The organism is Bacillus sp. PK3-067 (genome assembly GCF_056738645.1).
On the sequence record NZ_CP096490.1, the window covers coordinates 3,929,924 to 3,951,517 of the forward strand.

At 36.5% G+C, this 21,594-nt stretch carries 22 protein-coding genes and 1 other annotated feature; all 22 genes read right to left on the reverse strand.

Going from position 1 to position 21,594, the window contains the following annotated elements:
• Window positions 1-13: 13 nt before the first annotated feature.
• Window positions 14-1,297 (reverse strand): uracil permease, encoded by a 1,284-nt coding sequence (gene uraA / locus M1D73_RS20050; RefSeq protein WP_000435928.1) that lies wholly within the window; start codon window positions 1,295-1,297, stop codon window positions 14-16.
• 146 nt (window positions 1,298-1,443) lie between these two features.
• Window positions 1,444-1,986, reverse strand: a complete 543-nt coding sequence (pyrR, locus tag M1D73_RS20055; protein ID WP_001156491.1) for a bifunctional pyrimidine operon transcriptional regulator/uracil phosphoribosyltransferase — start codon at window positions 1,984-1,986, stop codon at window positions 1,444-1,446.
• 203 nt (window positions 1,987-2,189) lie between these two features.
• Window positions 2,190-3,098 (reverse strand): RluA family pseudouridine synthase, encoded by a 909-nt coding sequence (locus M1D73_RS20060; protein ID WP_481157961.1) that lies wholly within the window; start codon window positions 3,096-3,098, stop codon window positions 2,190-2,192.
• A gap of 4 nt (window positions 3,099-3,102) precedes the next feature.
• Entirely contained in the window at window positions 3,103-3,561 is a 459-nt protein-coding gene (lspA, locus tag M1D73_RS20065; RefSeq protein WP_000642185.1) for a lipoprotein signal peptidase LspA, read from the reverse strand.
• Between the two features lie 124 nt (window positions 3,562-3,685).
• A complete protein-coding gene (locus M1D73_RS20070) occupies window positions 3,686-4,015 on the reverse strand; it encodes a TraR/DksA C4-type zinc finger protein (protein ID WP_001002956.1) in 330 nt (109 codons plus the stop codon).
• Between the two features lie 157 nt (window positions 4,016-4,172).
• Window positions 4,173-6,938 (reverse strand): isoleucine--tRNA ligase, encoded by a 2,766-nt coding sequence (ileS2, locus tag M1D73_RS20075; protein WP_000455951.1) that lies wholly within the window; start codon window positions 6,936-6,938, stop codon window positions 4,173-4,175.
• 71 nt (window positions 6,939-7,009) lie between these two features.
• Window positions 7,010-7,233: a binding site (T-box leader), on the reverse strand.
• A gap of 51 nt (window positions 7,234-7,284) precedes the next feature.
• A complete protein-coding gene (divIVA, locus tag M1D73_RS20080) occupies window positions 7,285-7,791 on the reverse strand; it encodes a septum site-determining protein DivIVA (RefSeq protein WP_001131611.1) in 507 nt (168 codons plus the stop codon).
• 89 nt (window positions 7,792-7,880) lie between these two features.
• Window positions 7,881-8,648, reverse strand: coding sequence for a YlmH family RNA-binding protein (locus M1D73_RS20085; protein ID WP_002164454.1), 768 nt, complete (start codon window positions 8,646-8,648; stop codon window positions 7,881-7,883).
• A 15-nt stretch (window positions 8,649-8,663) separates the two neighbouring features.
• The gene (locus tag M1D73_RS20090) at window positions 8,664-8,927 is read right to left on the reverse strand and encodes a YggT family protein (RefSeq protein WP_000214233.1); all 264 of its coding nucleotides are present in this window, start codon (window positions 8,925-8,927) and stop codon (window positions 8,664-8,666) included.
• 6 nt (window positions 8,928-8,933) lie between these two features.
• Window positions 8,934-9,404, reverse strand: coding sequence for a cell division protein SepF (locus M1D73_RS20095; RefSeq protein WP_000119129.1), 471 nt, complete (start codon window positions 9,402-9,404; stop codon window positions 8,934-8,936).
• Between the two features lie 19 nt (window positions 9,405-9,423).
• Window positions 9,424-10,098 carry a YggS family pyridoxal phosphate-dependent enzyme gene (locus tag M1D73_RS20100; RefSeq protein WP_000218005.1) on the reverse strand — a complete coding sequence of 225 codons (675 nt, stop codon included), beginning with the start codon at window positions 10,096-10,098 and terminating at the stop codon, window positions 9,424-9,426.
• Window positions 10,095-10,913, reverse strand: coding sequence for a peptidoglycan editing factor PgeF (gene pgeF / locus M1D73_RS20105; RefSeq protein WP_001209008.1), 819 nt, complete (start codon window positions 10,911-10,913; stop codon window positions 10,095-10,097). Before pgeF ends, M1D73_RS20100 begins: the two co-directional genes overlap by 4 nt.
• 120 nt (window positions 10,914-11,033) lie before the next feature.
• On the reverse strand, window positions 11,034-11,315 hold the full coding sequence (locus tag M1D73_RS20110) for a YlmC/YmxH family sporulation protein (protein ID WP_000236745.1): 282 nt from the start codon (window positions 11,313-11,315) through the stop codon (window positions 11,034-11,036).
• A 163-nt stretch (window positions 11,316-11,478) separates the two neighbouring features.
• Entirely contained in the window at window positions 11,479-12,258 is a 780-nt protein-coding gene (sigG, locus tag M1D73_RS20115) for an RNA polymerase sporulation sigma factor SigG (protein WP_000197755.1), read from the reverse strand.
• A 157-nt stretch (window positions 12,259-12,415) separates the two neighbouring features.
• Entirely contained in the window at window positions 12,416-13,135 is a 720-nt protein-coding gene (sigE, locus tag M1D73_RS20120) for an RNA polymerase sporulation sigma factor SigE (protein WP_121868111.1), read from the reverse strand.
• Window positions 13,136-13,155: 20 nt separating this feature from the next.
• A complete protein-coding gene (gene spoIIGA / locus M1D73_RS20125; RefSeq protein ID WP_000261975.1) occupies window positions 13,156-14,073 on the reverse strand; it encodes a sigma-E processing peptidase SpoIIGA in 918 nt (305 codons plus the stop codon).
• A gap of 257 nt (window positions 14,074-14,330) precedes the next feature.
• Window positions 14,331-15,485 (reverse strand): cell division protein FtsZ, encoded by a 1,155-nt coding sequence (gene ftsZ / locus M1D73_RS20130; RefSeq protein WP_000888984.1) that lies wholly within the window; start codon window positions 15,483-15,485, stop codon window positions 14,331-14,333.
• A 39-nt stretch (window positions 15,486-15,524) separates the two neighbouring features.
• Window positions 15,525-16,832 (reverse strand): cell division protein FtsA, encoded by a 1,308-nt coding sequence (ftsA, locus tag M1D73_RS20135; RefSeq protein WP_001087558.1) that lies wholly within the window; start codon window positions 16,830-16,832, stop codon window positions 15,525-15,527.
• A gap of 399 nt (window positions 16,833-17,231) precedes the next feature.
• Window positions 17,232-18,002 (reverse strand): cell division protein DivIB, encoded by a 771-nt coding sequence (gene divIB / locus M1D73_RS20140; protein ID WP_001065793.1) that lies wholly within the window; start codon window positions 18,000-18,002, stop codon window positions 17,232-17,234.
• 98 nt (window positions 18,003-18,100) lie between these two features.
• On the reverse strand, window positions 18,101-19,006 hold the full coding sequence (gene murB, locus M1D73_RS20145; protein ID WP_000437020.1) for a UDP-N-acetylmuramate dehydrogenase: 906 nt from the start codon (window positions 19,004-19,006) through the stop codon (window positions 18,101-18,103).
• A 212-nt stretch (window positions 19,007-19,218) separates the two neighbouring features.
• Window positions 19,219-20,313, reverse strand: coding sequence for an undecaprenyldiphospho-muramoylpentapeptide beta-N-acetylglucosaminyltransferase (gene murG / locus M1D73_RS20150; protein WP_025689214.1), 1,095 nt, complete (start codon window positions 20,311-20,313; stop codon window positions 19,219-19,221).
• 103 nt (window positions 20,314-20,416) lie between these two features.
• Entirely contained in the window at window positions 20,417-21,508 is a 1,092-nt protein-coding gene (gene spoVE / locus M1D73_RS20155; RefSeq protein ID WP_000753520.1) for a stage V sporulation protein E, read from the reverse strand.
• Window positions 21,509-21,594 lie beyond the last annotated feature (86 nt).

Genomic DNA, 21,594 nt, shown 5'->3' on the forward strand with positions numbered 1-21,594 from the left:
TAAAAGGTTATTATTATGAAGCAATCTGCTTAGATTGTTTTATTTGTTTCGTTTCCGGTAGTAGTAGATTTAACAGTACACCTACAATTGCTGCTAGTGCCATTCCTTCTACTTGGAATGATTCTCCTACGTGAAGTACCGCTCCACCAATACCGATTACTAATATTACTGATGCAATCATTAAGTTTCGTTTGTCACTTAAATCTGTTTTATCATCTACCATCATGCGTAATCCGCTTGATGCGATTACACCGAATAGTAAGATTGATACACCACCCATAACTGGTGTTGGGATCGAATGAATCAGTGCAGAAATCTTACCGATAAATCCGAACATGATTGCGAATACTGCTGAACCGATGAATAAGTATACACTGTATGCTCTCGTAATTGCTAGCACACCGATGTTTTCACCATACGTTGTATTCGGTGGCCCACCGATTAGTGACGCGATTAATGTTGCTACTCCGTCACCGAAGATTGAACGGTGTAAACCTGGTTTTTCAATTAAATCTCTTTTAATAACATTTCCAAGAACAATTTGATGTCCGATATGTTCTGATATTGTTACTAGTGCAACTGGTACCATCAAGAGTACAATCTTCCATGAAAACTCTGGTGTGTATGTTACAAATGGTACTGTGAAATCTGGTACAACAAACCATTTTGCCTCAGCTACCGGCTTTAAGTCTACTAGCCCTTGGAAGTAAGCGAAGATATATCCGCCGATAATGCCAAGTAACACTGGTATGATACTGAAAAATCCTCTTCCAAATATCGAGCATATAATTGTAATTGCTAATGTTACTAACGCTACTGAAAAGTGTGTAAAGCTATATTTGCCATCCGCACCGTTCATCGCCATGTTAACTGCTGTATGTGCTAAAGCTAGACCGATTACCATTACTACTGGACCAACTACGATTGGTGGTAGTAATTTCATAATCCACTCTGATCCTGATTTCTTAATTCCGAGTGAGATTAAGATGTACACAAGTCCTGCTAGCAAACCACCAAGCATTGCCGCTCCCGGTCCACCTGCCGTTTTCGCTGTTATAATCGGTGCGATAAAGGCGAATGATGATCCTAGATAAGCAGGTACTTGACCTTTCGTTATAAGAAGGAATGCTAACGTTCCTAATCCACTTGATATTAATGCTACTGATGGATTCAATCCTGTTAAAAAAGGAACAAGCACTGTTGATCCAAACATCGCGAACAAATGTTGTATACTTAAAAATAACCATTTTCCCGGTTTCGGTACTTCATTAACGTCTAACACTGGCTTTTGTTCCATTGTTACATCCTCCTTCAGTTTAAATCTTTGCAATAAAAAAACTCTTTGTGCCTGTGCACAAAGAGTCCTACACTTTCGTATGCCAAATTTGACATATGAAAGCCAAGACCCTTTGGCAGCCTCACAGGACTACATTTAAAAGGGCTTTACTTATCGTATATGCTTACTCGATCTTGTTGATCTGTCTCTTGCAAATCAACTTCGATACGCTCTTCACTTGATGTTGGAATATTCTTCCCTACATAATCAGCGCGAATTGGTAATTCGCGATGACCTCTATCAACAAGAACCGCCAATTGGATTTGAGATGGTCTACCTAAATCCATAAGAGCATCCATTGCTGCTCGAACTGTTCTTCCTGTATATAATACGTCATCCACAAGGATAACTTTTTTCTTCGTAATATCTACAGGGATATCAGAACCTTTTACAAGTGGTTCTTTATTTTTCGATTGTAGTGTTAAATCATCACGATATAACGTAATGTCTAACTCTCCAACTTCCATTTCTTTTCCTTCAATTTGACCAATTCGTTCTGCCAAACGTTGTGCAATAAAAATTCCACGAGTTTTAATTCCGACAAGAACACAATTATCGACACCTTTATTTCGTTCCACGATTTCATGACTAATTCGTGTTAAAGCGCGGCGAATCATTTGGTCATCTAAAACGACAGCTTTCTCTTGCATGCTCTACACCTCCAAGCTTTTTTCTTGCGTGAGAGTAATGGTATAAAAAAAGTCCTCTCAGCGTGTGCGAGAGGACTTTTGAAAAAAGGGTACAACATACCCTAAGTATTTCAAACCGTTACCTTCTCAACCTCACGGGGCTGTGTTAAAGGATCATTATTTAACTGTTGTCAGTATCTCAGTTTTCTTATGATTTGTCAATACTATTTTCGTAAAATATTTAATGCGTCTTCAAACACTTCTGGAATCGGTGCCTCAAACTGAATATATTCACCCGTACGAGGATGATCAAAGCCTAAAATACCCGCATGAAGTGCTTGTCCATTCATATCTAACGTTTTCTTCGGACCATACTTCGGATCTCCTGCAAGTGGATAGCCAATATATTTCATATGAACACGAATTTGGTGCGTACGTCCCGTTTCTAAGCGACATTCTACAAGTGTAAAGTCTTTAAAGCGTTCTAACACTTGGAAGTGCGTAACAGCGTTCTTACCATTTTCATCAACTGTCATACTTTGACGCTCTTTCTTATCACGAGCAATCGGAGCATCAATCGTTCCCTTATCATGCGGAATCACACCGTGTACAATCGCTTTGTAACGTCTCGTTACTGTTTTTGCTACAAGCTGATTCACAAGCGATTCATGTGCCATATCATTTTTAGCAACCATTAATAGTCCAGATGTATCTTTATCAATACGATGCACGATACCTGGACGCATTACACCGTTAATGCCTGATAAGTCTGTACAATGATGCATAAGGCCATTTACAAGTGTACCACTTGTATGCCCTGGTGCTGGATGTACAACCATACCACGTGGCTTATTTACAACAAGCACATCTGCATCTTCATAATAAATTTCTAAATTTAAATCCTCTGGTTGAATATCTAACTCTTCTGGTTCAGGAATTGTTACTGTAATTTCATCATCTTCTTTTACTTTATAATTCCCTTTTACCGCTTTCCCGTTTACTGTCACAACGTCATCTTTAATCCATTGCTGCACTTGCGTACGTGACCATTCGTTATTTATCCCTGCAACGAATTTATCAATTCGCTCGTTTTTTTGCTCTGCTGCAACTGTTACTTGTACTACTTCACTCATTCAATTACTCCTTCGCTTTCTTGCCTTCTAATAATGTTTGAATAATAATTAATACAACACCAATACATAATGCTGAATCAGCTATATTGAATACTGGATAGTTGTACGAGAAAATATACACGTGAATGAAATCCACTACTTCTTGTCTAAATACACGATCAATAAAGTTACCAATTGCCCCGCCCAAAATTAGGCCTAACGAAATACCTAGAAGCCTGTCTGTTTTCGCATACTTTTTCATATAAAATACAATAAACACTACAAAAACAACTGTAATAATGTAGAAGAACCACATTTTATTTTCTAAAATACCCCAAGCAGCGCCTCTATTTCGATGTGATGTTATGTATAATACATTGTCGATAATCGGAATACTCGTACCCAATTCCATGTTCTTTACAATTAACCACTTCGATATTTGATCGATAGCAATGACGAATAACGCTATTACATAATATATCATTTTCATTTCCCCCACAAAGACAGTGTACCTCAAAATTTTAGCATAGCTGCTACCTTTTCACAATGAACCTTTATAGAAGAATAAAATAAATTAAAAAAAGGTAATATAATATCGTTGTGCGTATTCATACATTTACCTTTTCATAAAAGAATTCATGAATCGTACGGGCAGTCGGCATTGTCTTCATTTGCTTTGTCGAAATTAATCTCCCCGTCTCTTCACAAATACCATACATGTCTATTTCCATTTTAAATAATGCGCGTTCTACATCCTTTAAATCCTCTTTTATATCATGTAATAGCAATTTTTTCTTTATCTCTTCCTTAATTTCATATCCAAGCTCTTGGCTGAACTCGACATCATATTTGTGCATTACTTCTTTAGCTAGTCTCTCTTGCAACTCTTTTCTCATCAATTGCAATTCTTCTTTTATTTCCATGTAAATTTCATTCACGTGTACATTCCTCCTAGCTGTAATGTACAGTTAGTGTGTCCGAAATTTATTTGCTTACCTCACACACATTTTTCCTTCACAGGAAAGAGTCTGAAAGTGATTTTGATATGCCATAAACAAAAAAACTGACTGCATCAATAGCAGTCAGCTTTTTTTATTATTTTACATAGTTTTCTTTAACAACTGTTGCACAACGCTCACATAATGTTTCATGTTCAGCATCTTTACCAATTGTTTCTGAAACTACCCAACAACGTTCACATGTTTCACCAGTTGCTTGAGCAACAACAACCGCTGTATGTTCATACTTCGGTGCATCTGCTGGCGCTTCATCCATCATACCACCAAGTTTATACTCAGAAACGATGAATAATTGCTTTAAGTCTTCGCTAATAGACTCTAACATAGCTTTCATTTCTGCAGTTGGATATAGCGTAATGCTTGCATTTAATGACTTACCGATTACTTTTTCATTACGAGCTACTTCTAGTGCTTTTAACACGTCATCACGTAATGTCATAAATGCATCCCATTTTGTTTTTAACGCTTCCGCGTCATCTAATTGTACAGCTTCTGGCATATCAGTTAATTGTACACTTTCTTCTGTTACGCCTGGAATGTATGGCCATACTTCATCAGCTGTATGCGGTAAGATTGGTGTTACAAGTTTCGTTAACGCAACAAGAACATCATATAATACAGTTTGAATCGCACGACGATCTTCGTGGTTTGCACCTTCAATATATAAAATGTCTTTTGCAAAGTCTAAATAGAATGAACTTAAATCAATTGTACAGAAGTTATGAATTGCATGATACACAGCAGCGAAGTCGTATGTCTCATATGCTTCTTTAACTTTTGTAATTAAGTCATTTAATTTCACTAACATGTAACGATCTACTTCACGAAGTTCAGCTACAGCTACTGCATTTTCACTTGGCTTAAAGTCGTCTAAGTTTCCTAATAAGAAACGGAATGTGTTACGGATTTTACGATACACTTCTGCTACTTGTTTTAAAATATCATCTGAAATACGTACGTCAGATTGATAGTCAACAGAAGATACCCATAAGCGTAAAATGTCTCCGCCTAATTGATCCATAATTTTCTTCGGTACGACAATGTTTCCAATCGACTTACTCATCTTACGTCCTTCACCATCTAGTACGAAACCGTGACTTAGTACGCCTTTATATGGAGCTTTACCTGTTACAGCAACTGCTGTTGATAATGAAGAGTTAAACCAACCACGATACTGGTCAGATCCTTCTAAATATAAATCAGCTGGACGCTGTAAATCTTCGCGCTCTTCTAATACCGCTTGGTGAGAAGAACCTGAATCGAACCATACATCCATGATGTCTGTTTCTTTACGGAATTCGCCATTTGGGCTACCTGGATGTGTAAATCCTTCTGGTAATAGATCTTTCGCTTCACGCTCGAACCATACGTTAGAACCGTGTTCACGGAATAAATCTGCTACATGGTTAATTGTTTCATCCGTAATAATTGGATCACCATTCTCAGCATAGAATACCGGAATTGGCACACCCCATGCACGCTGACGAGAAATACACCAGTCACCACGGTCACGAACCATATTATGAAGACGAGTTTCTCCCCATGCTGGTACCCATTTTGTTTCTGCTACAGCTTCTATTAATTCTTTACGGAATGCTTCAATAGATGCAAACCACTGTGCTGTCGCACGGAAAATAATTGGTTTTTTCGTTCTCCAATCATGTGGGTATGAATGTGTAATGAATGTTAGTTTCAGTAACGCGCCTACTTCTTCTAATTTTTCTGTAATTGGTTTATTAGCTTTATCATAGAATAAGCCTTCAAATCCAGGTGCCTCATTTGTTAATACACCTTTATCATCGACTGGGCAAAGTACTTCTAATCCATACTTTTTACCAACAACGAAGTCATCTTCCCCGTGTCCTGGTGCTGTATGAACACAACCTGTACCTGCATCTGTTGTTACGTGGTCTCCTAGCATAACTAATGAATCACGATCGTAGAATGGATGTTTTGCAACTGTGTACTCAAGTTCGCTACCTTTTACTGTTTTCACAACTTCAGCATTTTCCCACTCTAACGTTTTTGCAACTGTCTCAAACAGCTCAGAAGCAATGATATATTTCTCATCGTTTACTTTTACAATGCTATATTCAAGCTCTGGGTGAACAGAAATACCTAAGTTTGCAGGTAATGTCCAAGGTGTCGTTGTCCAAATGATGTACTTTTCATCACCTTCTAATACGTTCTTTCCATCTTTTACAGGGAATGCTACGTAAATAGATGCTGATTTTTTATCTTGATATTCAATTTCAGCTTCCGCTAAAGCAGATTCACTCGTTGGAGACCAGTAAACTGGTTTTTGACCTTTATAGATATAACCTTTTTTCGCCATGTCACCAAACACTTTGATTTGTTGTGCTTCATAAGCTGGCTCTAAAGTAATATATGGATTATCCCAATCTGCACGTACACCTAGACGCTTAAATTGTTCACGTTGACGTTCTACTTGTTCATATGCATACTCTGCACATAACTTACGGAACTCAGCAACTGTCATTTCTTTACGTTTTACACCTTTATTTGTTAAAGCTTGTTCAATTGGTAAACCGTGCGTATCCCATCCTGGAACATATGGCGCACTAAAACCAGTCATTGATTTATAACGAACAATAAAGTCTTTTAATACTTTATTTAATGCATGTCCCATATGAATGTCACCATTCGCATATGGAGGTCCATCATGCAATACAAATAAAGGACGTCCTTTTGTATGTTCTTGTACTTTTTCGTAAATATTCATTTCAGCCCATTTTTCTTGCATTGCAGGCTCACGTTTTGGTAAATTCCCACGCATTGGGAACTCTGTTTTTGGCATCAGTAATGTATTTTTGTACTCCATGCTCAATTCCTCCTTACATGTATAAAAGAAACACTTAAAAAACGGAATAAAAAAGAGACCTTCTCATCCCAAAAAGGGACGAGAAAGTCTCCCGCGGTACCACCCTAGTAGATCATATACATATGTATAGAATCCTCTTTATATTCTTAACGCGAATACACGCCTACGCTTACTCTATTTGTTCAGCGCGGAACTCCAGGGTGATATTCCCACTATCTCCTTATCCTGAGCTTACACCATCCTCAGTTCGCTATATAAGGTTTGAAAAGGTACTTATCCCTATCTTCGTTTTTCTTAATAAATATGTTGTTTAAAATTATATGTAATAATGAGAAAAACGTCAAGCTTACACTGTTTCTTCTTTTTTCAACAGTTCATCTACTTCGTCTTCTAATTCAATTAGTTTATCCCAATCATCGTTGTTTAACATCTCAAGCTGTGTTTCTAATAACATACGGAAACGAGTTCGGAATACTTTCGCTTGTTTCTTTAGCTCTTCAATATCAAAAGCAACTTTTCTTGATTTTACTAATGCTTCGTTAATAATACGATCAGCATTCTTTTCAGCTTCACGCACAATTAATTTCGCTTCTTTTTGCGCATTACGTTTTACTTCTTCCGCTGCTTCTTGTGCAACGACGATAGATTTGTTTAACGTATCTTCAATATTAGAGAAATGATCTAACTTCCCTTCTAACTGCGCAACTTTTTCTTCTAAAGCTTTTTTCTCACGAATGACCAATTCATAATCTTTGATAATTTGATCAAGAAACTCATTTACTTGATCTTCATCATAGCCACGGAATCCGCGACCAAATTCTTTGTTATGAATATCTAATGGTGTTAACGGCACAACGCCACCTCCAAGTAGTTATCTAAATTTCCTCTTTCAATTATATCTTTTCTTCGACAAAATAGGAGGATTTCCTTCTAAAAAACCAATCATTTTAGTATACCATACAAAATTCTCCATTTGTCGCGTTTTGTTCTACCTTCTACAGAAAATAATTTACTTCGGCCATATCCTCTAACAGAAAAAACATCTCCTGGATAGCATTCATAAGAAGTTTGCTCCACTGTTTTCCAATTGACTTTTACTAAACCATTTTTTATGAAAGGTTGTACTTTCTGTCTAGATAAATGTAACATTTCAGCTAACATAACATCTAAACGAAGTGAAGAAACCGTTCCAGATTTCTCTCCCCACGTTTCATCTATCTGTAGAATTTGTTCTCCTTGCACTGACGCTAAAGAGACTTTCACTTTCCCTATTGATTGTAAGTTCATCTCAATATACGATACAATTTCTTTCGCAACTACAATTTGGGCACGATTTTCTTGCAGCAAAATATCACCACATTTTTCTCTTGTTAAACCAAGAGACATAAATGTACCTAATATTTGCCTATGTTCTAGCGTATAAAACTTGGAAGGATAGTCAATTTCTAATACTTCTACTTGAAATTCTTCTTCATTTAATTCTAGATAGTCTGGATAAATAAGTGCTCTTTTACGCTCTGCATTAGGCGTTGCACCACCAAATTGTACAGCAACATCACCTTGTCCTATTACCATAGAAACAATTTGTTGTTGCCTAGGATCAAGAAAATCCGTTAACTTCACTTGATGGTACTCCGCCGCTCGCTTCCACTCTAGCACTTTATCCACAAAGACCTCCTCATCAGGCCTAAAATGTTCGTAGATGCTCATGTATTTACCTTCTTACTATAAGAAATAGCTTAATAAACTGAACAAACCAGTTTTAGCAAGTTTCAACGCAAAGATCGCAACGATTGGAGAAATATCAATCATTCCAAGCGGCGGAATAAAGCGGCGGAATGGTTCTAAATACGGTTCACAAATACGTGCCAGGAACTCTCCAAAAGATGATTCCTTTGCACCAGGAAACCATGATAGGAGAATGTAAATAATAAGTGCCCACGAGTAAATCTCGATAGCATAACTTAACACTATAAAAACTGTTGTCATGGCGTATTACCACCTCTTTATATTTGTTTCTTCTTCTTCACCGAATAACTCTGAAATCGCACCAACAATATCTACATTTTCAGGTGTACACATAAATGTTTTCGGCCCTATTTTTTGAATGTCCCCGCCTATAGCGTATACAGTACCACTTAAAAAGTCAACGATACGTACCGCTTGATCAGTAGACATTCTCTGCAAATTAATTACAACAGCTCGTCTACCTTTTAAGTGGTCCGCAATCCCTTGTGCTTCCGAATATGTGCGTGGTTCTAATAAAACAACTTTTGAAGATTGTTTTGCTGTTTCAATACTCACAACATTTTGCTTCGGTTGCGCTTTCGGAAACGTAACGTCTTGTTGTTCTGGTGGATCTTGCTGCTTTTTCATGTCTGTTTGCTCCTTTTCATAACCATATTGAGCTGCTTCTTTTTCTTCCGGTGTATCAAAAAAGAAGTATTTTACTTTTGACCAACTCATAATAAGATTCTCCTTCCTTTTACGCTTTTCCTACTAAAATCGTTCCCAAACGAATATATGTAGCCCCTTCTTCAATTGCAATTGTGTAATCGTTGGACATTCCCATTGATAATTCTTTACATGGCGCATGTAATAACTCTAGCTCCTGCACCTCTGTTTGCAGCATACGTAATTCCTTAAAACAGCGTCTGATTTCTTCCTCTTCTTCTGTAAATGGAGCCATCGTCATTAGTCCAACCACTTCAATTTTATCGAATTCTTGCAAACTTTGAATAAAAGAAACAACCTCTTCTATTGCCAATCCTTGCTTCGATTCTTCAGATGAGGTTTTCACTTGAATAAAGCATTTCACTTTCTTATCAGCACGTTTCTGAATTTCTTTCGCCAGCGAAAGACGATCTAACGAATGTAAATAATCAATTTCATTAATGATTTCTTTTACTTTTCTCGTTTGTAATGAGCCAATAAAGTGCCAATTAACTTTTGAACCGAAATGCTCGTATTTCTGTAAGAAACCTTCATTTCTATTTTCACCTAAATCGATAATTCCAGCTTCAATTACTTCGTTTGTTTTTTCAATCCCTACAGTTTTTGTAACTGCAACAAGTTTAATATCTTGCAACGAACGTCCAGCTCGAGCGCAAGATTCTTTAATAGCTTCATTTACAATTACTAAATTTTCTTGTACTGTCACTTGCTTCCTTCCTCCTTAAAACCTATGAAACTCAACATTCTTCCTGTCTTACCTTGATCACGACGATGAGAGAAAAATAGTTGCTCTTCACAGCTTGTACAAAGAGATGACATTACAATATGCTCTTCTTTTATGCCTGCTTGTACACATAATATACGATTAATTTCTTTTAAATTAATTGCGTACTGCCCGTCAGAAATTTTTTGATGAGGAACAGCACCGCTAACTACTTCCTGTGCTGCTGTTAATACACGATCATCCACAACATAACAACAAGATCCGATCGACGGCCCAATTGCAACATGAATTTCATCACTTGAAATACCTTCTGCATTCCACTTTTGAATCATTTCCTTTGCAATCTCTTGTACAGTGCCTTTCCATCCAGCATGCGCAAGTCCTATCATACCATGTGATGGTGCATAAAAATAGAGCGGAACACAATCCGCGTAACAAGACGTTAACAGAACATCTTCATTACTCGTATAAATGCCATCTGTTTTTGAAATGCCGTCCTCATATGAATAGACACCACTTCCCTTTTCCTGTTGCCCTACTTTTTCAACATGATGAGCATGAACTTGTTCAGAGCAAATCCAGTTTTCTAATGGTTTTTGTAACTTATTTGCTAAAATGCGTCTGTTTTCATGAACGTTCTCCACGATATCATTCACATGTAATCCTAAATTCATCGCATGAAAGGAGCCCGTACTTATCCCACCATCTTTTGTCGTAAATCCAGCAGTAATGTTTCCAAGTTCTTTCCACGCTTGTAAATACAGTATACCGTCCACATATTTAAATGGTTCTCTCATAATAAAGCGGCTCCTTTTAATTAAAATAACAGAAAAAAGCATGGTACTTCCTGTCTATTTTACCATACTTTTATTTTTTCATAATCCTAACAGAAAAAAAAGAGGAATTTGTAATATTCTTTATGAAATTGTCGGTGTTTGTATTGATTCTGTTACAGAATTAACAGGATTTACTCTTACAAGTATGACATCTTCCCCAATTTTCACAATTTCCTTCCAAGGAATTACAATCTCAACATCTTTTCCAAAAATACCTAGCATACGTGTCTGTTTGGAAATAATAACAGAACAAATTTTCCCTGTGTTCATATCAATTTCAATATCTCCAATATTCCCAATCCTTTTTCCATCTGAAATATTTATAACATCCTTCATCTGTAACTCTGAAATTCGTATCACCATTTTTATCCTCTCCCTTATATGACAAATTGGAAACTGTTTCTCATATTTACAGGAAGCCACCTATACGAAACACCATGCTAGTTTCATTATATGAACACTAATCCCCTACTATGAGCACAAACCATATTACATATAAAAAGGTCTCACCATAATTGGTGAGACCTTATCCTTGAATCGTTTTATTCATTTGTTTAATGGCTGACTTCTCTAAACGTGATACTTGCGCTTGGGAAATCCCAATTTCTTCTGCAACTTCCATCTGTGTCTTTCCTTGGAAGAAACGTTTTCTAATAATCATTTTCTCTCTATCATTTAAACGCTTCATTCCTTCTTTCAATGCTAATTCTTCAACCCACTGCTCGTCCTTTTGTTTTTCATCACTTAACTGATCCATAACAAAGATAGGATCTCCCCCATCATTATAAATCGGTTCAAATAATGAAACTGGATCTTGAATCGCATCTAAAGCAAATACTATCTCTTCATGAGTTACTTCTAGCACTTTTGCAATATCCATTGCTGTTGGTTCTTTTGAATTTTCTGCAATCAATTTTTCTCTTACTTGCAAAGCTTTATACGCAATATCTCGCAATGAGCGCGATACGCGAATCGGATTATTATCACGCAAATATCTGCGTATTTCCCCAATAATCATCGGCACAGCATACGTTGAAAATTTTACATTTTGGCCTAAATCAAAATTATCAATTGATTTCATAAGTCCGATGCAACCAACTTGAAATAAATCGTCAACATATTCTCCTCTGTTATTAAATCTTTGGATGACGCTCAGTACAAGACGTAAGTTTCCATTCACTAATTTTTCTCTTGCGCTTATCTCTCCACTTTGCATTTCACGAAATAATTTACGCATCTCTTCATTTTTTAATACTGGAAGTTTAGCTGTATCAACACCGCAAATTTCTACTTTGTTTCTCGTCAAAGTGTTCCCTCCTATCGGGAGTTGCTGTACAGTGTAAAGTATTTCCTTTGAAGGGGATTTTATGCATGTGGTTTTTTCACGATTTATTATTTAAATTATCTTTCCTAATACAACTAAATAGAATAAGACCAGCCTACATAACGGCTGGTCTTATTCTTTACACCATTTTATTAAATTCTTTTCGTAATCTTTTTATAATTCTTTTTTCTAAACGCGAAATGTATGACTGTGAAATCCCAAGCATATCAGCCACATCTTTTTGCGTCTTTTCCTCTCCTCCAGCAAGCCCAAACCGAAGTTCCATAATTTGTTTTTCACGATCATTTAATTGGTGTAATGCTTTCATTAAAAGGTGACGATCTACAGTAGCTTCTAAATCTTTTGTAATAATATCATCATCTGTACCTAACACGTCAGACAATAACAGTTCATTCCCATCCCAATCAATGTTTAGTGGTTCATCAAAAGAAACTTCCGAACGATTTTTGTTATTTCGACGTAAATGCATTAAAATTTCATTTTCTATACAACGCGATGCATATGTTGCTAATTTTATTTTCTTTTCTGGATTAAATGTATTTACCGCTTTAATAAGGCCGATTGTTCCTATACTAATCAAATCTTCAATATTTATCCCTGTATTTTCAAACTTTCTTGCTATATATACAACGAGCCTTAAGTTACGTTCAATAAGTAATGCCCTTGCTGCCTGATCTCCTTTTGGCAATTTATTCAAAAGAACTTCCTCTTCTTCTTTTGTTAACGGTGGTGGCAACGCTTCACTTCCACCAATATAATAAATTTCATCGGTCTTAATTCCTAATTTCAGCAATACTTTATACCAAAGGTATACTAAATAAAATTTTAATTTCATCATATTATCCCGCCTCTCATTTATTAAGCGATCACCATTTTTTGCGAAATCAACATTTTTGGATGCACAATACATTGATACTCCCCATTAGTAGACAGCTGTTGTGTATTTAATCCAATTAACACTTTGTTTACAACAATAGAACTACCTTCATGGTCAACTTGCACACTGTCAGGCTTAATTGCCCACAAAAATTGACTCTCTACTCCTACTGCACGGAAAGGAATTAAGCGTAATTTGGTCGCCCAACCAGAATCATTTTCTGGTATTTGAGGAATTTCTGTTTTGGAATAAATTTGTTCTGTTAACCAAGATGGTAAGCAATGTTCTAATGATGAAACATGCATAATCATAACAGGTGTTTTTGTTAATGGGTCATAAAGTTGGTTCCCACTGTCAATAAGACCTGCGAGTTCTAGTTCTTCTTCGGCTAATTGAATTTTTACTTTCACAATTTGATCATAGTGTATTTTCGTGACCTCTACGCTTTCAATACGCTTTTTAGAAAAATAATAAATTACTGGAAAACCAAAAATAACAAATAACCAACTAATTGGATCACCGTAAGAAATTGACTGAGATTGAACCAATCCATTTACCATTTCATTCGTTTGCAAAAAGAAATGAGTTCCAATTAATCCTCCGCCAACCATAAAGGTTACAAAGTAAAAAGTAAAAACAGTTTGTGCATAATTTCTAAATGTCGTAAACCCAAATGCTGTATACACAATAAGTAACGAGTACAGTAGTTTCATAATTGGATGTGTCATCATAGAAGCAAAAGGAGTAAAGGCAAAAATAACAATAGTTGAACCTATAAATGCCCCTAACACAAGCCTCCATCTTTTGATTTTCTTTTTTAACACGGTAGCTGTTAATAAAAGCAAAAGAAAATCAATGCAGGCGTTTAACAACCAAACAACGTCGGCGTAAACAACCAAACAATTCACCTCTTTTTTCAAGTTGAGACTAGTATAATGCATATCCAATAGGAAAGTGTGTCAATTTGCGGAGGTGTTTTTTTGTTATTTTGTGATTTCTAGACATAATCTGTCGGTAAAAAATAAAAGTACAAATTCATAGAATGATATACTCTTATTTTCACAAACAAAATATATTGAAATATACGAAATAAAAAAAGACCTGCTTAGCAGGTCTTTTCCATAAAAAATAAAAAGGAGCATGAAAGCTCCTTTTTTTATCGTCTACGACGGTTACGTAAAAATGCTGGAATATCGATATCATCTGAATCTGAATGACGCTCATGTACAACTGGCTCTTCACGCTTCATTTCACGTTTTACTTCACGCTGTTTTGAAGGTTGAGCTACTGGTTGTTGCTGTTGTTGCGTGTGGTTCGCATTCGGACGAATAATTGGTTTTGGTGGTTGAGTTGCAATGCTATCATCAAAACCAGTTGCAATTACAGTTACAACGATATCATCTTTTAATCCTTCGTTAATAACAGAACCGAAGATCATATTTACTTCTGGATCTGAAGCTGAAGCTACGATGTCTGCCGCTTCTTGTACTTCATATAAGCTTAAGTTAGCGCCACCCGTAATGTTCATGATAACACCTTGAGCTCCATCAATAGATGTTTCTAGTAATGGGCTAGAAATCGCTTTTTTCGCAGCTTCTGCAGCACGATTTTCCCCATTACCAGAACCAATACCCATTAAAGCAGAACCTCTATTAGACATAATTGTCTTTACGTCTGCAAAGTCTAAGTTAATTAAACCTGGCGTTGCAATTAAATCCGAAATACCTTGAACACCTTGACGTAATACGTTATCAGCTTCACGGAATGCTTCTAACATTGGCGTATTTTTATCAACAATCTCTAATAAGCGATCGTTTGGAATTACAATAAGAGTATCTACATTTTCTTTAAATGCTGCAATACCAGATGCTGCTTGCGTCGCACGCTTACGTCCTTCAAAAGTAAATGGACGTGTTACAACACCTACTGTTAAAGCACCTAATTCTTTTGCAACTTGAGCAACAACTGGAGCTGCACCAGTTCCAGTTCCACCGCCCATACCGGCAGTTACGAAGACCATATCCGCACCACGAAGTGCTTCTTGGATCTGTTCTTTACTTTCTTCTGCAGCTTTTTTCCCTACTTCAGGGTTTGCGCCTGCACCAAGTCCACGCGTTAATTTTCCACCAATTTGCATTTTTGTTTCAGCTTTTGATAGATTTAATGCTTGTGCATCAGTGTTCACAGCGATAAAGTCTACACCTTGTACACCGTGTTCAATCATACGGTTTACAGCATTGTTTCCGCCACCGCCGACACCGATAACTTTTATATTCGCTAATTGATCTTGAGTAGTATCAAACTCTAACATGTCGAAATCCCCCTAGAACCTCATTTTTCGTGTCCAATTTTAATCCCATAAATAACGGAATACACGTTTTACTTTTGACATCATGCGGTCATCATTTTGATTATTATTGTTTTGATTACGAGTTTTTTGTTTCGTGGGTTGCTGTTGTACCGGCGTTGGTGCTGGTGCTGGTACTGGTTCAAAATGCTCTTGCTTTTCCTGCACATTTTTCCCACGTAATTTAGCTTTTTGATAAGAATGTTTAATTAATCCAACTCCACTTGTATATTGGGGCTCACGCACACCAATATAATCAGGAGTTGCTACACGAACATTTTCATGTAAAATATCATATGCAAGATCAAGAACACCTGGCATAGAAGCAATTCCGCCAGTTAGTACATAACCAGAAGCCACTTGCTTTACTCCTAACTTACGCACTTCATCTTGAACAAACATTAAAATTTCCTCTACACGAGCCTCTATTATATCCGATAATTCCAACTGAGAATATTGTTCTGTTTGATCACTTCCCATAATAGGAACCGTAAACATCTCTTCTTCAGATGCTGTATCATAAAAAGCATGTCCATATTTCAACTTAATTTGATCTGCATTTTCTGTTGAAGTTTTCAACCCAATCGCAATATCTTTCGTTATATGGTCTCCACCTAATGGTAATACGCTTGTCGCTTGTAACTCTCCATCTTTAAAAATAGATAAAGTTGTAGATCCTCCCCCCATATCAACAAGGGCTACTCCTCTATTTTTTTCATCTGAAGATATTGCAACTGTTGCAGCCGCTAAAGGTTGAAGACAAATATCAACAATTTCAAGACCTGCTTTTTCTACACAACGAAGTAGGTTATGTAGTAAAGTTCTCGAGCCTGTAATAAGTGTACCTTCCATTTCTAATCTTACACCGATCATCCCGCGTGGATCGTTAATCTCGTCAAGACCGTCTACGATGAACTGTCGAGGTACCACATCAATAAACTCACGTTCTGGAGCAATTGACACAACTTGTGCTGCATCTAGAACGCGTAAGACATCTTCATTCCCGATTTCACGATCTTCATTTGAAACAGCGACTACTCCGTGACAAGGAAGTAGCTGTACCTGGTTTGCATTGACACCTACTACAACTTGCTCAATGTGGATCCCCACCATGCGCTCAGCTTGTTCAATTGCTTTTTTAATTGATCGAACAGTCTCGTCTATATCAACTATCGATCCCTTCTTTAAACCATTTGATTTTACATTTCCAACACCAATAATGTTTAAGCTGTCATTAACCATTTCACCAATGATGACTTTAACATTGGATGTACCGATGTCAAGACTAACATATATTTCATTGCTGTTCATTCTTTGGCACCTCCTTCTTTATTTATACCATACAACTCAATATATGGAACAACAATCGCAACTTTACTATTTATAAGAAAAATATTCAACGTCTTTATACGTTTCCCTTTTTTAACCCTATATTTTTCTTATTTTTATTTAGCATTCAATTAAGAATATCGCAGTAAACTATGAATAACTGCTTATCTTGAAATAATTCTATTTCGAGTGTAAAGTTTACCGCCAAGTATAAGTCTACACTAAGATGTACTCATAGAAAAGTGAAACTTGTACCAATACTAGTATGAATCTAAGAATTTTTACATATTTTTCATCAAATGAACCATTCTTCTAAATTCGTATACACATAATAGAACATTCGTTTCGTTTTTTCTGCTATAAGTAACGAAAACTACCATTCTATTCTTTTTTTTCTTCCGCACCTAATTCTTTCGTATATGCACCTACTTCTAAGTCAATTAATACCTTCTTACCTGGCTCAATTGTTTTTAAAATAAGCGGATAGGCTTCCATACGTTTTGCGAAATTTTGAATTGTAGTGCTCACTTCATAACCTTCATTCATATATAAAGTAAGATGATCTTCATTCGCATTCGTTGGTGAATAGCGAATCTCCGAAATAGATTTTAAAATAGCTGGTGTTAATTTTTCTAGTTCAGCGATTAACTCCTTCATTTTCTCTTCTTTAAAAGGTTCGAAAATCGGTGCTGCAACAGGAAGTTTTCCGTTAGGTAGTACATCAAGCGTTTTTCCATTCTCTAATAACGGTTGTAATTTTCCCTCTTTATTTATATAACCAATCGTTAAATATTCTTCGATATGAATATCAATATTGTTTGGAAAACGTTTTTTTACATTTACTGCTTTAATTTCTTTTCGCTTCGTTAAGTTTTCTTCAGCTTTATGTGCTGTCACTCGGAAATAACTTGTATCATATGTCACGCCTGAATCCTTCATTACTTGTTCATCCGTCATATAGTGATTTCCAAACACACTAATCTTTTTTATATTACTAAGCGGAGACCGAAAATAAATTAAAAAGAGCACTAATAAAAATAAAATTGATATGTATAAAATCAATCGATGATTAACATTTTTTTTGTTTTTTTTCTTTTGATTTTTCAATTTTGGTACACGATCTTGTAGTTTAATCACTTTACTATTATTCATGTACGATCCCCCTATGTAACATAAAGAACGGCATGTTCCTCATGCCGTTCTTATCTTCTTATTATAACATAAATGATAATGAGCGGAACGAATAACCGTTATCTTCCAATGATTTCTACTTCTGTGTGCATATCTACATCAAATTTATCCTTAATTGTATGTTTTATTAATTCAATTAAAGACAATACATCTTGCGCTGAAGCTCCCCCAGTATTAACAATAAAATTGCCATGCATTTCAGAAATTTGAGCTCCACCAATCCTATAGCCACGAAGCCCTGCTTTTTCTACTAAATCTCCTGCAAAATGCGGGATTGGATTCCGAAATACACTTCCTGCACACGGGTGATTCCATGGTTGCGTTTCACGGCGGTAATCTTTATTATTTTGCATGCTACGTACAATTTCTTCACGTTTCCCCGCCTGTAATTGAAACACCGCCTCTAAAACAATACCAGGACGTTTCGTTTGCAATACAGATGCCCGATAAGAAAACTCCAGTTCTTTATTCGTTAACCAGTCAATTGCACCGTCTTCAAACAGAATGAGAGCCTTCGATAATACACTCGATATATCCGATTTATGTGCACCTGCATTCATATATACTGCACCACCGACACTTCCTGGAATACCGCTTGCAAACTCCAATCCAGCTAACCCTTGACGACTAAGTAAAGTTGACAATTTAATAAGAGGATACCCACTACCAACTCTTACCTTATGTTTTTCGACCTCTAAGTGATCTAATCCTTCTCCTAAACGAATAACAACACCTTCTATGCCTTGATCAGATACAAGAAGGTTTGAACCGCGACCAATTACAGTCCACTTCGTTTTGTATTGCTTTACTAACTGTAATGTTTTTTCAATACCGGCTACATGCTTTGGCACAATTAAAATATCCGCTGGGCCACCTATTTTCATAGTTGTATAACGTGCTAACGGCTCGTTAACCAAAACACGACCAACGTCTGCTTCTATAAGCTCATTTACTAATTGTTCCATAGACAATCTCCCCCATATTAAGTCTCCTTATGACAATAATATGCAGGGCGTTCACCTAACGTTATCCCTCTATTTACGGGCAGTACAGCTCCTAAATCAAAATTAGGTGATAACAAAGAAATTAGGCGGAATGAGGATACCAGTAAACATCCGATTAGTGAAAGGTAATAATCAAAGAGAGAGAATCACTCCCCACTGATTAAAGCCTCACTTTATTTTTTTACAAGTTTATTCATTACTTCATACAGCTTATTTGCTGCATCTGGAATACCTAGTTGCTTAGCAGCTAGCTTCATATTTTGTAATGTTTGTGCATCTAATAAAATCTCATCAATATCACGAATAAGCGTTTCAGCTGTTAAATCTTTTTCAAGTAACATTTTTGCCGCTCCTTTATCAACAACTGAACGTGCATTCTTTTCCTGATGATTATTTGTTACATACGGACTCGGTATTAACACACTTGGTTTTCCTAACGCTGTTAATTCTGCAAGTGTTGTTGCCCCAGCCCTTGAAACAACAAGGTCTACACCAGTTAGTACCTCTGGCATATTATGAATGAACGGCTTAATAATAACATTGCTTGGGTTCCCTTTTTGCTTCACGGCTTCCATCACTTTGTCATAATGTACTTCACCTGTTACATATAGTATTTCGTAGCTTTTGTTCCCAAACTGTTCAATTGCTTCAACGAAGGCATCGTTAATCGGTCTAGCCCCACGACTTCCACCAAATATAAGTACAGACTTTTTAGGAAGAGAAAGCCCAACTGAACGTTTCCCCTTCATTCCATTTTGTTCCATTACCTCTGATGCTCGTGGATTACCTGTCATTACCACTTTTGACTCCGGAAAATGCTCTATAGCTGCTTCAAAACAAACAGCAACTTTATCAACATAACGGCTTAAAAACTTGTTCGTTACACCTGGTACACTATTTTGTTCATGTACAATAGTTGGAATACCTAATTTGGCTGCAGCGTATACAACTGGTCCACATACATATCCACCCGTTCCAATTACGATATCCGGATTAAAACGACGAATATATCGTTTACTATCCTGTACACCTTTTAGAAAACGCATTACTGTTTTCACATTATCTAATGATATTTTTCGTTTAAATCCACTTATAACAATAGATTGAAATGGTATACCTGCTTTTGGAACGATTGTACTCTCTAGTCCATTTTCCGTACCAATATATAAAAATCTTGCTTCTGGATTTAACTTTTTTATTTCTCTAATTAAAGCAAGAGCTGGATAAATATGACCACCAGTACCCCCACCACTCACTAATACACGCACTACTAACTCCTCCGCTTCTCTTTTCTTATTTCCATTATATTTATTTCTATATACATATTGCATTTTTACACACATACGAAAAACCCTGTCTTATAAACAGGGTTTAGTAGCGAGAATGGCGACTTATATTTAATAATACACCTACTGCCATTAACATTAATGTCAAACTTGATCCACCATAACTTAAAAACGGCAAGGTAATACCCGTAACAGGCATTAGTCCTGTTACAACACCAACATTAATCATTACTTGAATCGCAATCATCGCCACAATACCTACTGCTAAAAACGTACCATATAAATCTGGCGCTCCTAATGCGATACGAATCCCGCGCCATAATAATAGACTAAATAATAATAACACAAATGAACCACCAATAAAACCTAATTCCTCGGATAAGATCGCAAATATAAAGTCAGTTTGTGGTTCAGGTAAATAAAGAAATTTTTGTCTACTTTGTCCAAGTCCAAGCCCAAATAATCCACCAGGTCCAATTGCAAGTAATGATTGGATAATTTGAAATCCACTCCCGAGCGGATCTGACCACGGATCTAAATATGATGTAATGCGTTTCATTCGATACGGTGCTGATGCAATTAACCCTACAAATCCTGCTACACCAATCAAACCAAACATTGCAAAGTGAAAAACTCTCGCTCCCGAAATGAATATCATAATGATACATGTCCCAACCATTACCGTTCCTGTCCCAAGGTCTGGCTGTAACATAATCATCCCAAAAGCAAGAAACACAAAACTAAGAGCCGGTAATAAACCACGTTTAAAAGATGTAATCAATTTTTGCCGTTCTGCTAAAAACTTTGCCAAGAAAATAATCATCGCAAACTTCATAAATTCTGACGGCTGAATCGAAAATGCCCCGATTCCAATCCAACTTCGTGCTCCTCCTCGAACAAGACCTACTCCAGGAATAAGAACGAGAATAAGAAGAATGAAGCAAACTAGCAAAATCACTTTTGAATACGTACGCCACACCCAATAATCAATTTTCATAATAAAAAACATAGCTACTACACCAAGACCCGCAAACAGTAATTGTCTTTTTGCAAAAAAGAATGAGTCCCCCATTTTATAAGAGGCCCAAACTGCACTCGCACTATAAACCATAATCATTCCGATTGTCAACAATGAAAGTGTTACGATGATGAGAATAAAATCAGGCGTTTTCTTCATTACCCACAAACACCACCTCTTTAGGCAGAACCTTTTGCCCTATGTAACAAAACATCAGTAGGTGTTAGCCTACTGATGTTTTGATT

What these genes read in the sequence shown, in the direction of transcription:
- sigE (WP_121868111.1), bottom strand. Translation starts at nt 13,135, where the DNA reads ATGATGAAATTAAAATTTTATTTAGTATACCTTTGGTATAAAGTATTG.
- pyrR (WP_001156491.1), bottom strand. Translation starts at nt 1,986, where the DNA reads ATGCAAGAGAAAGCTGTCGTTTTAGATGACCAAATGATTCGCCGCGCT.
- uraA (WP_000435928.1), bottom strand. Translation starts at nt 1,297, where the DNA reads ATGGAACAAAAGCCAGTGTTAGACGTTAATGAAGTACCGAAACCGGGA.
- M1D73_RS20095 (WP_000119129.1), bottom strand. Translation starts at nt 9,404, where the DNA reads ATGAGTTGGTCAAAAGTAAAATACTTCTTTTTTGATACACCGGAAGAA.
- M1D73_RS20110 (WP_000236745.1), bottom strand. Translation starts at nt 11,315, where the DNA reads ATGGTGATACGAATTTCAGAGTTACAGATGAAGGATGTTATAAATATT.
- divIB (WP_001065793.1), bottom strand. Translation starts at nt 18,002, where the DNA reads ATGAATAATAGTAAAGTGATTAAACTACAAGATCGTGTACCAAAATTG.
- spoVE (WP_000753520.1), bottom strand. Translation starts at nt 21,508, where the DNA reads ATGAAGAAAACGCCTGATTTTATTCTCATCATCGTAACACTTTCATTG.
- M1D73_RS20060 (WP_481157961.1), bottom strand. Translation starts at nt 3,098, where the DNA reads ATGAGTGAAGTAGTACAAGTAACAGTTGCAGCAGAGCAAAAAAACGAG.
- M1D73_RS20090 (WP_000214233.1), bottom strand. Translation starts at nt 8,927, where the DNA reads ATGACAACAGTTTTTATAGTGTTAAGTTATGCTATCGAGATTTACTCG.
- ftsZ (WP_000888984.1), bottom strand. Translation starts at nt 15,485, where the DNA reads ATGTTAGAGTTTGATACTACTCAAGATCAATTAGCGAATATAAAAGTT.
- ileS2 (WP_000455951.1), bottom strand. Translation starts at nt 6,938, where the DNA reads ATGGAGTACAAAAATACATTACTGATGCCAAAAACAGAGTTCCCAATG.
- lspA (WP_000642185.1), bottom strand. Translation starts at nt 3,561, where the DNA reads ATGATATATTATGTAATAGCGTTATTCGTCATTGCTATCGATCAAATA.
- M1D73_RS20085 (WP_002164454.1), bottom strand. Translation starts at nt 8,648, where the DNA reads ATGAGCATCTACGAACATTTTAGGCCTGATGAGGAGGTCTTTGTGGAT.
- pgeF (WP_001209008.1), bottom strand. Translation starts at nt 10,913, where the DNA reads ATGAGAGAACCATTTAAATATGTGGACGGTATACTGTATTTACAAGCG.
- murB (WP_000437020.1), bottom strand. Translation starts at nt 19,006, where the DNA reads ATGGAACAATTAGTAAATGAGCTTATAGAAGCAGACGTTGGTCGTGTT.
- ftsA (WP_001087558.1), bottom strand. Translation starts at nt 16,832, where the DNA reads ATGAACAGCAATGAAATATATGTTAGTCTTGACATCGGTACATCCAAT.